The sequence below is a fragment of the Sphingomonas sandaracina genome (assembly GCF_036663695.1).
GTDB lineage: Bacteria > Pseudomonadota > Alphaproteobacteria > Sphingomonadales > Sphingomonadaceae > Sphingomonas.
The window spans coordinates 536,665-549,773 of sequence record NZ_JAXOJK010000002.1; the positions used below are offsets into that span (position 1 = coordinate 536,665).

A 13,109-nucleotide genomic window follows, 5' to 3' on the forward strand; every position below is an offset into this window, starting at 1 on the left:
CTGGCGGTCAAGGTTAAACGTCCGCCCTCGTAGAGAAGCTGTCATTCGGCGCCCCGTGCTCACGTCCCGAAACCTGCCGCTCGTCCAGTTTGAGTTTTAGGCCGGCGCGCGGCCGGTTGTAGGCAGGTGGTTTTGGGTGAGAATAGGCGTGAAGCTACTTTTCTTCGAGCAAGACTATGGCCAAATGATCACCAATAATCCCACCATCATGCCGTGCGACTCGAGAATAACCGCCTTTGGCGGCACTCATCGTTGATGTACGAGCTACCAGCGACTTTGAAGCTACGCCCCGCGCGCATCGCGCTTCTTACAAGGCCCAACGATACCCGCTCCATCCGCAAGTTTATGCAGGCCTCCGCCTGTCTTTGGGGCGGGGCCTACAATCCAATTATCCCGGTCATGACCAGCCTGCCCGCCGCGTGGCAGAACCGAAATGGTCTGAAAGCGATCGCTCGCGAGGTTACCCGCGGTTACGTCCGCTATTTTGAGCCAGACGCCTATATCGAAGCAGAATCGGGGCTACTGGAAGCCGCTGGGTTGTGCGCATTCCGCCGGAAGCACGTGATAGGAACTCGCGTTCTTCCCTTGAGCAGCCTCATGGCCAAGCGGGACAACCGAGATTGGTCCGAACCTTCGTTTGGTCTCAGTATTCTCGATGCCATGCGCGACATCTACGAGCGGGAGCTCCGCTTCGAGATGAAGCAGTCGCGCACCGCGCTACTCATTAAGCCGCAAAGCCGGTCGCTGCTGACCGAAACCGTTTTCGGTTGTTATCCCGGTGGTAAGCTAGTCGACTATTTCCGTACGAACTACCGCACGGTTTTTTCGCCCGCTGAGCTAGAACCTACGCCCGAAGCCTGGATAAAAGCTTTCAGAAACGGCGATCTAACGCCTCTCCGGTTCACCCGATACAAGCTCGAAGCTGAGCCAGGATCGCGAGACGACCTTACGGTGTTCGTCTTCGACCCGACCAGTCCCCTTGATGCTATCGATCTTTGGAACATGCGCTCGCAGCCACGTTCCGCGCTGCCGGTCCCGATTGAATGGTGGTCGCAGCTTCTGCCTGAACTACGCGAAATCCTCCGGCTCGAGCACCGTCCTATCGAGAGCAATCCTTTTGGATCAATGCACCGAGGCACGATAGAGTTCGCGCGGTCAATCAGCCCGGAGCGCGCAACCGAGATGGCGAAGGAGATCGCGAGCGATCTCCCTCAGCGATCAGTCAATATAAGTGACTGGCCGGCCCCGATCTGGCGAGAGCCCAAGCATGGCCATACGTTCCGCGGTCACGGCCCGCTAGTCATTAAGTCGGCAGAAAAGCGCATTACCCTGTCGCTCGATAAATCAACCCTCGCCGCGTCCTTCGACACGTTGTCGCCCGAGTTCGCACAGCAATATGGGGCGAACAATATCCGTTGGGTAAATACCCTCCAACCTTCTCAACTTTACACCGACCATGTTGGCACGACCCTACCATTCAATACGTTCGACCCCTATTTCACGATGATCCAGGGTTACGGAGAACCAGTGTTGATCGGTCGGGAAGGCTGGTCTGTAGGGCATCGATATAAGGACGTGCCCGCCCACCTTAAAATTCCGACCCCTGAGGGGGCAGTCATTTCAGCGCTTAAGCGCTACGGGATCGATGCACGCCTGTCCGAGCCAGGTCATATCGCGAAGCAGATACTCGGCCATCTCGATGGTCTGCTCGGTGTTCGCCTGCTGGCCGATCCCCAAACGCTCGACATGCTCAACACGATGGCGGGCGGCATCCGACGCAAAGGCACTGGCCTTGCCGAAACCGAGGAGCTGTTCGACAGGCGTTCGAAATCAGTCGCGGATTGGCATGCGCTGGTCGAACGCCGAAAGAAGCGGGGCTATGGCGTATCCGGCCTTGATAACTTCACGACGGCCGGCGTCATCCGTCTAGGCCTCCAGTCAAAATGTCCTAACTGTGCGTACCTGAACTGGCATTCGCTCAGCGCCGTGGACTACGACGTCACCTGCGAGCGCTGCCAACGCTCGTATCCGTTTCCACAAGCCGGACTCCAGAAGAACAACCGGAACTTCTCATTCCGTGTGATCGGCCCCTTCGCGGTGCCGGACTACGCCCGCGGCTCCTACGGCGCGCTCCTCGCGCTCAAGGCGGTCGGCAATATGAATATGGGGCACGATCCCATGTCCTATGCGACTGCTCTCTCGCTGAGCTTCGACGGAATCGAGGCCGAGGCGGACTTCGTGGCATTGAGATCGCCCGATCGTATCGGATCGCAGAGCGATCCGGAACTCATCATCTGTGAGGCAAAATCCTTTGGCACGGGTCCGCTCATCACCGCGAAGGACCTGTCGAAGCTGCGCGCGATCGCGAGGAAGATAGAGGGCGCAGTCATCGTGATTTCGGTGCTTCGCAATCACTTTATTAAGGAAGAGCAGAAGGCACTGGAACCTTTTGTGAGATGGTGCCGGCAGCCCGACCGGAACGGCGAGATGCGTAACCCTGTCATCCTGCTCACCGGTCACGAAGCCTTTTGCCAGTTCGATATCGGGATGACGTGGAAGGAACTGGGCGGAGAGCACGCAAAGTTCGAGGGCCATCAGCATCGCGAAAGCCTCAGAGCTTTTGCCGAGGCCACCCAGTCCATTCATCTGGGCCTGAAATCCTACCACACCGAAATGCACGAAAAATGGGAAGCAAGGTGGAAGACAAAGGCTGCAGCAACGGCGAAATGACCGGCCTGATCAATTCCGCACCGAGCGTCACGCATCGAAGGGCCTTTCGCTTGCAGAGGGCACGCGCGATGGCGTTCTCGGGCTTTTGAAACATCATTATGTCCCCCAGTTCCTGCTCCGCCGCTGGTGCAACGACCGCGGCAAGCTGCAGAGCTTTAAGATCCGAGCCGGACGCGTACTCTGCACCTCGCAAGCGCCGGAATATACGGGCTATGAGAATGCCCTCTATGCCGTCGCGGCCAATACGCTCGGCATTGGTAGGGATCATATTGAGCGCAGGTTCTTCAGCCCGATCGACAGCAAGGCGGCCGACGCGCTCGCAAAAATCGAGCGACGTGAACCGCTCGACCAGGACAGCAAGATAGCCTGGGCGTTCTTCCTCAACTCGTTGCGGCTGCGTCAGCCTGACGTTCTCGACCATATGCGTAAAGAGGGTATGGCGATGCTCAAGCGGTTCTTGGCGGAAGGCGATGCCGCACTCCCTGAAGGCTGGCCGTCGAGCGAGGAATGGCTTGAAGTGAACTATCCCGGGATGATGGAGGCTCGCGCGCTTACCTCCTGGGTTCCCCAGATAGTGCTCCATAATGAGATGACCCGGCGCTTCTCGGACCTCCGTTGGTGGGCGATCGAATATAAAACCGAAGCGCCGAAGCTGCTTCTCAGCGATATGCCACTCCATTGGGAGGGCGATCTAATGACCGAAGACTTCTTCATTGCACTACCGCTGGCGCCTGACCGCCTTTTCTTGGGGGCGGCCAGCGAAGCGACAGAGAACTTTCTCGATTCGCTGCCGGCCGCCGAACTGATCCGTCGCATTAACCGAGCCTCGCTCGCCGCGTCGCGTGGCCGGATTTGGGGGGCCGACGCCGCGGCGGGACGCGCCTTTATCGAAGCCAATCTCGATATTGCTGGCATGAATGTCGTGCCGTTGGATGAAATCTCGCGGCGCTTCTGGGCTCGCCGGGACACCCACCCACTGTGCTAACCTCATGCAGGGATTATCGATGACTTTCACAGCCTAGAATATAACGGTCTTGAGCGGCGGCACGCACGCGCCGCACGAAACATCTGCATCCGGGTGCAGCAATCTGCATCTGTCCGGCGTGATCAAAACCGCCCCTGAATGCTATGTTTTCCGCAGGTCTGCATCAATTCAGCCCTCTGCATCCAAAGCCAGCTAAAAAGCTCGCGGGCGAGGCGGGGGTTCTTGCGCGGTATTTGGGGTAGCGAGACGAAGGAGCCACGAGGCGGGCTACGACGGGTCGGCCGGGGTGACGGGATCGATCCGACACGCGGGGCCGGGGTGCCAGTGCGGCTGGGGTGCCGGGGCCTTGCCCAAACGCCCCTAGCCTGCCACTCGCCACAGGCTGAACCCGGCACCGCCGGAAGTGCACCAAACTGCACCCACGCCGCGCCGGTTCTAAACGCTGCGCGGCCTAGGACCTGGGCCGGCTTCCGACCGGTCTGGGATTGCACCTTTTGCAACGTAGAAAGTGCGCGGGCGAGGCGGGGGGATAAGCGTGTTAAATGGGGTTGCGGGTGCATCGGTTCGCATCACCGCAGGATGAATCATGGCGGCGTGAGGGCCAAGTGTTTATGCCGCGGCGCATCAGATTCCCCGACTGCATCAAAAGGCACATGGGAAGCTAACGGGCGAGGCGGGGGTTCTTGCGCCGTGTTAGGGTTTGCAACTTGGAACCGACGAAATTGGTGGAAGCACGAACCCGCTGCGCGGGAGGGTCGCGCGGGGCGCGGCTGAATTGACATCGCGGGTGTAGCGCATCGGTTGAGCGCGACGGGAAGCAGGCAGAGCATCGGGGTTCCACGAAAGGAACCCTGCCATGACTATTCTCATACCCGTTGTTGCCGTCATCCCGTTACGCCAGCGTCTCATCAACGAGATGGACATACGCCGCTTCGGTCCTGAGACGCATCGGAACTACATTCGCGACGTCGGGCGGTTCGCGACGTTCCTCGGGCGCTCTCCCGACACAGCAACGGCTGAGGAGGTTCGGCGCTTCCGCCTTATCGGCGGCCGCGCGATCGACGCATATTCCGGATTACTTCGGTTTCCGTGAGAAAATGGCGCAGCGGCTCGTCTCGCGTTTGAAAAGCGTTCGAAAGTCGATACCTCTCGCGCAATGCCAACGACAGCCTTCTCAACTTACTTCAAACGCGAACTCGATGTCGGCCAGCTCGCCCGCCTGATGTTGGCGGACGCTCCGGGCGCCACCGAAGAGCAATTGTCGGACGCGCAGCGCGCTTGGGTCCGCGCCGACGTACGTTGCTCGTCCTGCGGTGTCGGCGGTGCGCAGATAGTGCGGGCGTCGCGGCCCGCCGGTGCGCGTGGCATGCTTCGACAGGCGCATTTCCGGTTCGTCGGTGACGACGCGATGGATGCCCATCATCGTTTCTGCGAGTTTTATGGCATTGACGATGAGCATCGCCAGTCAGAGAATCTTGTCAATTTCGGCAACGCCAAAACGCACGAGACCCGCCTTATCCGGGATCTCGTGTGCAAAGGCATCGAGCAAGGCATGTTCGACCAGCCGGCGATCCGCGCGATGCGCCAACATTTCTTCGATCTGAAGGCCGATCACCGCTTGGTCGTTTCGATCGGACCTGCAGCGATCGATTGGTTGGATAAACTCCATCGCCATCCCTCATATCAGCGCTGGGTATTCCACCCCGTGCAGGCGCAGCTTCCAAGCTTTGACTGGAAACAGGCAGTGCAACACGAGTTCACTGAGCAATTCTGGGGCCTCTTCGAGCGACTGAGGTTCCGATATGTCCCCGGGGCGAAGGCGCGCGCCAAGGATTTGGTCGAGCGCTTCGCTGGACAGGAGGTTTTCGACCCTGTCGCACTCAAGGCGAGCTATGAATTGACGTTGCAGCTCGCCGCATTCGTTGCGCGGAATTCTGGACTCGAGTTCGGCCGGTTGAAGCCGGATGAGTATCGTTGGAAGGGTGCTCCCCCGGCGCTACTCGCGCTGTGCGCTCTCCTCTTGTCGGTGTCGGACTGGGAGCTCAACGCCGCGATCGACAAGTTCGCGCGGATCCTGGCGGCTCCAGAACCGACGGACCCGTTGCTCGGCAATGTCATCGGCCTCAATCCCTTCCACGACTATGGAGCTTGGCAGTTCGTGGTGCTCGCCCAGGAGGTAGCCCAGCAGCCGACGGGGGTCCGCCTCTATGGTGACGAACTCGTGCGGATCGAGACCGAACTGCGCGAAGCGCATCGGGTGTGGCTCCCGGGACCGGACTGAGCTCGAGCCTCTGCTCGGATGTAGGCGGCAGCACCTCGACCTCTCCAATGTCGCGGGCGAAGTCGGCGGTGCGCCGGGAGCGCATTCGCGCTAGGGCAGGGCAAGGCGATTTTACCTGTGAAGTGCCTTGGGGGGCGATGCGTGCGACTGGCCAGAATCAGCATCGAGAATTTTCGCATCTTCGGCGAGGGCGCATCCGGGTTTCACCTGGGTTTCCCAGCCGGTATCACAGCGTTAGTGGGCGAAAATGACTCCGGGAAGACGGCGATCATCGACGCGGTCCGGCTTGTACTCGGAACGCGGGGACAGGACTATTTCCGGGTCGGTGAAGCCGATTTCCATCAGCCCGCCGATGGCAGCCCGACCAGAACTGAAATCCGGATCGTGTTGCGGTTCGATGCACTCAGCGCGGCCGACCGCGGCGCGTTTCTCGAATATTTGACCTATCTCGACGGCAAGGCCTGCCTGTTCCTGCACTGGCAGGCGACTTCAGCGTCGCGCGGGCCATCGCGCCGTTTCACCAATGTCGAATACCGGTCAGGTGCCACAGGCAACGGTCCCGCGCTCGAGGCCGCAGCCCGTGCGCTATTATGCGCGACCTATCTCCGGCCGTTGCGCGATGCCGATCAGGCACTGTCCGCCGGGCGGGGCTCGCGCCTCGCCCAGATCTTGCAGCAGACCGAGGAGGTGGCGACAGCGGGCGACGATTTCGTCCCGGCCGCCTTTCCGGACGATCCCACGACACTCAGCGTGCTCGGCATCGGAGACTTCGCCAACGAATTGCTCGAACGCCAACCCGGTATCGGTGGCGCGCGGATCAGGCTAAATGACGACTATCTCGCCAAACTTTCGTTCGAGGGCGACGCGCTCAAGGGTGCGATCTCGGTCAGCGGCGCGCGCGGCGACAAGGCAGCCCGGTTGCGCCAGCTGCTAGAAAAACTTGAGCTCGACCTGCGCGACGACGGCGTCGTCGATCCGGCGCCAGGGCGTGGGCTCGGGTCGAACAACTTGCTGTTCATGGCAGCCGAACTACTTTTGCTCAGTCAAGAAAGCGACGGGTTTCCGGCATTGCTGATCGAGGAACCGGAGGCGCACCTCCATCCGCAGCGCCAGCATCTGCTCATAGATTTCCTCAAGCAGAAGGCGGTCGTCGATCAGAGCGCCGAACATGGGCTTCAGGTCCTCATGACGACCCACAGCCCGTCACTCGCCTCTTCGCTCAAGCTGGAAAATCTCGTATTAGTGCACGGTGGCCGGGCATTCCCGATGGGACCCGAGCACACGCTGTTGCAGCCGGCGGATTATGCTTTTCTCGAGCGTTTTCTCGACGCCACTAAAGCCAACCTGTTCTTCGCGCGCGGTGTGATCATTGTAGAGGGCGACGCTGAAAACATCCTGCTGCCGACACTCGCGCGCCTAATCGGCCGAGATCTGGCACGGCACGGCGTATCGGTCGTTAATGTCGGGGGAATCGGGCTGGGGCGCTATGGCCGCATCTTCCAGCGTCGTGCTGCTGAGGAGCAGGGCGCGCTTGATGTGCCCGTCGCTTGTATTACCGATATGGACGTCATGCCGGATTGCGCGCCGGCGATCCTGAAATTGCTCAAGCCCGATGGCACGGTGCCGGCGATGAAGGACCGGAAATGGCGCTATGCGGGCGATTTCGACGTGGCCGGGCTTGCCGACTTGCGGGCCAGAATCGATGCCCGCGCGACCGGCCAGTCGGTCAGGACCTTCATCGCCGACGCATGGACGCTGGAATATGACCTCGCCTATTTCGGCTTGGGGCGGGAAGTCTGGATTGCGGCAAGCTTGGCGGCGGCCGACGACCGTATTCATGCCGGAACCACCAGCGTCGTGAAAATCTGTTGTCAGGCGATGCGATCTTACACCGCCATTGCCGCTCTTGATCCGGAGGCGCGCAGCACCTCGGTCTATGCGAAGTTCCGCAGCGGCGCGTCCAAGGCGATCGCGGCTCAATATCTGGCGGCGCTGCTGGAAAGATCGGTCGCTAGGCGCCGCTTCACAAGTGAGACGCTACGCGCCGCAATGCCAGCCTATGTCGTAGCGGCAATCGACTATGTCACGGGCCAGGGAAGGGACGCTGCCCCGTGACGGCCATCGCGCCGCTGCTTGCGTTGCCGGTCACCGATGCGGAGATCGAAGCGGCCGCAACGAGTCTCGGCCTGTCCGCGCGGGCGTTTCACGGACGCGCCGGTAACGACCCGCGCCTCGATGTCCTTCGCTCCAATACGACGATCGATGTCGCCGCCTGCCCGGGTAGCGGCAAGACGACTTTGCTGGTAGCCAAACTCGCTATCCTCTCCAAACGTTGGAGCGCTCCGGGTGCCGGCGTCTGCGTCCTGTCTCATACCAATGTCGCGCGGCTTGAGATCGAGAAACGCCTCGGCGCTGATTCCGCCGGCCGGGCAGTCCTGTCGTATCCGCATTTCGTGGGGACGATCCACGGCTTCGTGAACCAGTTCGTCGCATTACCTTGGTTGCGGTCGCAGGGGATCGAGGCCGTCGCCATCGATAATGAGATCTGCCTGCGGAGAAGGTGGCACAAGCTCAGCCGTGCCCAGCGCACCGCTGTCGAGCAAAGCAATCGGGATGAGGAGTTGCTGCGGATCATTGATGCCGATCATGATCTGGGGGCCATTCGCTGGGCAAAAGGTATGCTCGACCGGCAGACGCCATTGTATCGTGCTTTCATCGCGGCCTGCAGCGCGACGACCCGGGAAGGCTATTTCTGCCACGAGGACATGATGATCTGGGCGGGGCAAGCGCTCGATCAGCATCCTGCGCTCAGGGACGCGGTGCGCAGTCGGTTCCCGATGCTGTTCCTCGACGAGGTTCAAGACAATAGCGAGGAGCAGGCATTGATTCTGCGCCGTCTCTTTATTGACGGCGAAAGGCCGGTGATCCGCCAGCGCTTCGGAGATATGAACCAAGCAATTTACGGGCGCGCCAGTGAGACCAAAGACGCGCGCAGCGATCCGTTCCCGGATGCAGTGGTCGCCATCCCGGTCGCTAACAGCCACCGCTTTGGGGCTCAGATTGCCACTCTCGCCGATCCACTCGCGTTGGAGCCGCCGGGCCTGATCGGCCTGCGCGAACATCCCCCCGAGGAACATGGCAGGCGGGCGGCCATCCTATTGTTCGACGCAGATCGGCCACATTCGGTGCTACCGGCCTTTGCAGACATGCTCATCGCGCGCTTCAGCCCGGCTGAGCGCACCCATGGGGCCTTTGCCGCGGTAGGCGCGATTCACCGCGACACTGGTCGCGAGAATGTCCCCAATTGCGTTGCGCATTACTGGTCAGGCTACGATCATCAACTCGCGCGCGTTGAAGGGCGGCCGGCGACGCTGATAGGCTATCTACGGCGCGGCATCGCCGAGGCGGGTGCGACCGGCGACCTGCGCCCGATCATCGAGAAGGTGGCCGACGGGCTGCTGCGATTGTCGAGCCTGCTCAACCCTGCCGTTCGGCACCCGAGCTTCGCCAATCGCCATCGGCAGTGCCTTCGCCTGCTCGACCATGATCCGGCGACCGCGAAACGCTATGAAGCCCTGTGCTGGAAGCTTGCGACCGGAGACTTGGCAGCCAGCGCAGCGGCTTGGCAGGCCTGGAAGCGGCCGGTGCTCGACATTGCGACGGCCATGCTCGGTGGTGCCGATGCGGGTGAGGCTGGCGCGTTTCTCGATTGGGAGGATGAGCGGCAATTGGACGGCGTGGCAGCACCGCTCGGCAATGTCTTCGCCCACCCGATCGCCGCGCCCACCGTGCGGATCAAGGTCGGGTCGATTCATTCGGTCAAGGGCGAAACGCATCTTGCAACCCTCGTATTGGACACCTGGTACAAAGGGTCGCATCTGGCCCGGATTAAGCAATGGCTGATAGGTGCCCAGGCCGGTGTCGCGACCAACGTCAAGAAGGCAGAGCTGCGACGAAGCCTCAAGCAGCATTATGTTGCCGTGACGCGACCTTCACACCTACTGTGCCTCGCCGTCCGTAGCGATGCCTTCACCGAAGAGGAGCTTGGCCTGATGCGCGCGCGCCAGTGGAGCATCGGCCAGATCGGTGAGCAGGGCGTGGTCTGGCGTGACTGACGGTTCAATCGTGCCGTAGTGTTGATCATTCGTCAGCCTGGCGGTGCGATCTAGCCCACCTCTGCGGGGTCGTGCCGGCGGTGCAAAAGGCGACGCTAAGCAACTCATAGAAATCGTTCACATAACTCCGCCTTTGTCCCTGCAAGTAGATGATCCCGACTGCGGAGGTTTTCATTCTACGCTCCCGACCCCGGCCGCTGGCCGTTTCCCGATCCCGGTCTGGCGAGACGGCAATGGTAACGACGCCCTTTTGTTTTGTTATGATCCAGCGCATTATGCTTCCCACTCGCTGCGGGCCGGGTTTTGACCGAGGCTTCCGCCAATCGCGCAAGCATCTTCAAGATGCAGGATGTCAGCAGACTTACGTCGGTTCAGGTTCTCTCCGAATATGTGCGAAACGCCGAATTGTTCGAGGATCATGCGGGCGCACAGTTCTTGTAGCAACGACTCTAACAGAAGGACGAAAGCGGCTTGCGCGTCACATTCGATACCAATGTCCTTGATCTGGCGTGCCGCCCGGAGAGGTTCCCGAAGGACCCGCGGCAAGCGGAATTGGCCAAGGTTCATTCGGCTCTCAGGAGCGGGGTGATCGAGGGTTTTTACTCGGTCACGATGCTGACGGTCGAAGGGATCATGAAGAAGGACCGCGCGGCCGTGTTTGCGGGAACGACGGTGACGAGCACCGCCCATTCGACGGAGATGATGAAACGGTCCGACCTTCCCAAGGAGCTCGCGGGAATGTTGGGTGACGGCGACTGCGATGTGATCGCGACGGGGGTCACGTTGAAGGCCAGCCAGCCGCAGCGTCCGCCCTTGCACCCTGAGGTGGTCGCCCGGATCCAGGCGGCCAAGGCGCTCGGCGTGAGAGTCCTGCATGACGTTCCGCGTATCGGCGCGTTTGCGCTGACCGATCCAACGGGGGAGTATTATCTCGATCGGGGCGAAAGGGCGGCGTTGTCGGCCTGGATTGACAAGGCCTTTGCCGTTTCGCGCGAGATCGAGGCGCGGGGGCTCGGGTTCAGCCAGCTGAGCACGCTGGGCGTGAGCCTTGCCTCGGGACCCGATGCGACGTGGTTTGCGGCTTTGGACAAGGCGGCGGACGTGCATCAGCGGCGGCAGGTCGAGCGAGCCTTCGCCGAATGGGCGGACGGCGACAGCCTCGCTGCGCATATCGCTTATGGAATCGACGTTTTCTGTTCGGCCGACGTGGGCAAGAGCAATGTCACCAACTCGGTGCTCGATCCCGCCAATCGCGCTTGGCTCTCGAATAGCTACGGCGTCCGCTTCATGACCTTCGAGAATCTTGCTGCCACTCTCCCCTGAAAGACGTCCGATGCGCCTGACCCCCTTTACCCGTCCCACGCTTATCGCGGCCACCGAGATGCAGGAGCGTCACACCCAAGCGAGCTTCGATCTGATGACTTTTCGCCTGGGGCTCGAAGACGCGATCCCGGAAGGAACGGAACTCAGCGTGCCTAAGAAGGTGGGCATGCTCGGGCGGATCGTCATTCAGCATGCCTCGGATGTGGTGGACACCGTCGATGGCCGCGTGACTTTGGGAGAAGCTGTCGTCCGCGAAGCGCTGCACCACATCAACCCGCGTCTCAAGACACCCGCGCAAACGGCATTGCTACGCGGACTCGCGCGTGACGGCTTCGTGATCGAACAGGATGAGCGCGGCCAGCACCCCCGCCTTCGTGCAGCATTGCCGGAAGAGGTCGACCTGCCTAGGACCGATAGTGAGGTACACGAGCTGCTACGCGCGTTTCAATTCCATTTGCCGGCCGGACACCTCGACCAGGCGATCGAGGCCCACACGCGTGGAGACTGGGCGGCCTGCAACGCACAGCTGCGCACGTTTCTCGAAAGCTTGTTCGACGCGATCGCGCGGCAGCGAGAGCCAGGCCGGGCATCTCAACTTGCGACGTCGGAAAATCGCCGCCAACTCCTTGCTAAGACCGAGTTTCTCGCGGTCGATCGCAACGAATGGACGCCCGATGCTAAGGGGTACATCAACGGCCTCTTCAAAATGCTCCACACGGATGGTTCGCATCCCGGGCTGTCGGACGAGGATCACTCGACGTTCCGCCTGCACATCGTGCTGGTGACGGCCCGAACCTTTCTGCGCAGGCTAAACAATCCGGTTGGCGAGGAGAGCTGATGCTTCTGTTCACCGATCTCGTCGTCAAAGCCGGGCTGGACCCAACTAGCGTCCGCCTTCTGCGACACCAGACGAAAGCGCTAAACGGCAGGACACCCTACGTTCTGTGGCGCGATCAACGGTCCTGCTTCGAGGATTATCAGAGTGTCCAGACCGTCGGTAACCGCGCGGTACTCGCATCGCCGTTGTGGGCGAGCTTCGTCGCGCCGCCGACCGGCGGGACATTGTTTGCCGGTATCTATTCGACCCAGATTGTCGGTGCTGCCGACGATGCCTGGATCGATCCACTTCACGGCGTCCCCGGCATCGTTCTCACCACGTCTCAGCTGGATCAGTACCAGACCGAGCTCACGAGTTACCTGAATGACTATAGCGGTCGGCTGTGGATCGACTGGGGGCCGGGCGCGCGCAGTTGGGTCCAGAGGGCCGATCGCCAGAATAAGCAGATCGTCCAACTGACGCGCGCTTTCCAAGAGGAGGAGTTCCCCGGCTTCACGCAATTTGTGGCGAACGTGTCGGAAGTCCCTGTCCTGCCGGCTGGTTGGCGATCAGCTCTTCGGGCGGCGAGAGGTGTCTATCTGCTGACGTCCGCCCGAACCAAGGAGCAATATGTTGGCTCGGCAACGGGCGAGGCTGGCTTCTTGGGGCGCTGGCTGAATTATGCGCAGGACGGCCATGGCGGAAATCTCGGACTGAAAAGCAGCGAGCCCACTGATTATCGAGTGAGCATACTCGAGGTTAGCGGAAGTGCAGCGGCTTCCGACGACATCATCGCCATCGAGCAGCTTTGGAAGCGGAAGCTCCAGAGCCGCGAGATGGGTCTGAACCGAAACTAGG

At 61.0% G+C, this 13,109-nt stretch carries 10 protein-coding genes; 9 read left to right on the plus strand and 1 reads right to left on the minus strand.

What is annotated here, in order from left to right; genetic code table 11:
• Nucleotides 1-276: 276 nt before the first annotated feature.
• The 6 genes from U1707_RS07850 (at nucleotide 277) to U1707_RS07875 (ending at nucleotide 10,111) form a co-directional block, all read left to right on the plus strand.
• Nucleotides 277-2,730 carry a hypothetical protein gene (locus tag U1707_RS07850; protein ID WP_332799514.1) on the plus strand — a complete coding sequence of 818 codons (2,454 nt, stop codon included), beginning with the start codon at nucleotides 277-279 and terminating at the stop codon, nucleotides 2,728-2,730.
• A gap of 85 nt (nucleotides 2,731-2,815) precedes the next feature.
• On the plus strand, nucleotides 2,816-3,715 hold the full coding sequence (locus tag U1707_RS07855; protein WP_332799515.1) for a DUF4238 domain-containing protein: 900 nt from the start codon (nucleotides 2,816-2,818) through the stop codon (nucleotides 3,713-3,715).
• Between the two features lie 856 nt (nucleotides 3,716-4,571).
• On the plus strand, nucleotides 4,572-4,808 hold the full coding sequence (locus U1707_RS07860) for a phage integrase N-terminal SAM-like domain-containing protein (protein ID WP_332799516.1): 237 nt from the start codon (nucleotides 4,572-4,574) through the stop codon (nucleotides 4,806-4,808).
• A gap of 63 nt (nucleotides 4,809-4,871) precedes the next feature.
• The gene (locus tag U1707_RS07865) at nucleotides 4,872-5,996 is read left to right on the plus strand and encodes a hypothetical protein (protein WP_332799517.1); all 1,125 of its coding nucleotides are present in this window, start codon (nucleotides 4,872-4,874) and stop codon (nucleotides 5,994-5,996) included.
• Between the two features lie 141 nt (nucleotides 5,997-6,137).
• Entirely contained in the window at nucleotides 6,138-8,111 is a 1,974-nt protein-coding gene (locus U1707_RS07870) for an ATP-dependent nuclease (protein ID WP_332799518.1), read from the plus strand.
• Nucleotides 8,108-10,111, plus strand: coding sequence for a UvrD-helicase domain-containing protein (locus U1707_RS07875; RefSeq protein ID WP_332799519.1), 2,004 nt, complete (start codon nucleotides 8,108-8,110; stop codon nucleotides 10,109-10,111). Before U1707_RS07870 ends, U1707_RS07875 begins: the two co-directional genes overlap by 4 nt.
• Before the next feature lie 273 nt (nucleotides 10,112-10,384).
• Here the strand turns inward: U1707_RS07875 and U1707_RS07880 are convergent, their stop codons facing one another.
• Nucleotides 10,385-10,678: a hypothetical protein gene (locus U1707_RS07880; protein WP_332799520.1), complete on the minus strand. Its 294-nt coding sequence runs from the start codon at nucleotides 10,676-10,678 to the stop codon at nucleotides 10,385-10,387.
• Nucleotides 10,679-10,696: 18 nt separating this feature from the next.
• Here U1707_RS07880 and U1707_RS07885 point away from each other — a divergent pair, with 18 nt between their 5' ends.
• The 3 genes from U1707_RS07885 to U1707_RS07895 are packed head-to-tail and all read left to right on the plus strand — an operon-like array spanning nucleotide 10,697 to nucleotide 13,108.
• Nucleotides 10,697-11,434 (plus strand): hypothetical protein, encoded by a 738-nt coding sequence (locus tag U1707_RS07885; RefSeq protein ID WP_332799521.1) that lies wholly within the window; start codon nucleotides 10,697-10,699, stop codon nucleotides 11,432-11,434.
• A gap of 10 nt (nucleotides 11,435-11,444) precedes the next feature.
• Nucleotides 11,445-12,272, plus strand: coding sequence for a hypothetical protein (locus tag U1707_RS07890; protein WP_332799522.1), 828 nt, complete (start codon nucleotides 11,445-11,447; stop codon nucleotides 12,270-12,272).
• Nucleotides 12,272-13,108, plus strand: a complete 837-nt coding sequence (locus U1707_RS07895) for a GIY-YIG nuclease family protein (RefSeq protein WP_332799523.1) — start codon at nucleotides 12,272-12,274, stop codon at nucleotides 13,106-13,108. The genes U1707_RS07890 and U1707_RS07895 overlap by 1 nt, the downstream gene beginning before the upstream one ends.
• Nucleotide 13,109: the final 1 nt, after the last annotated feature.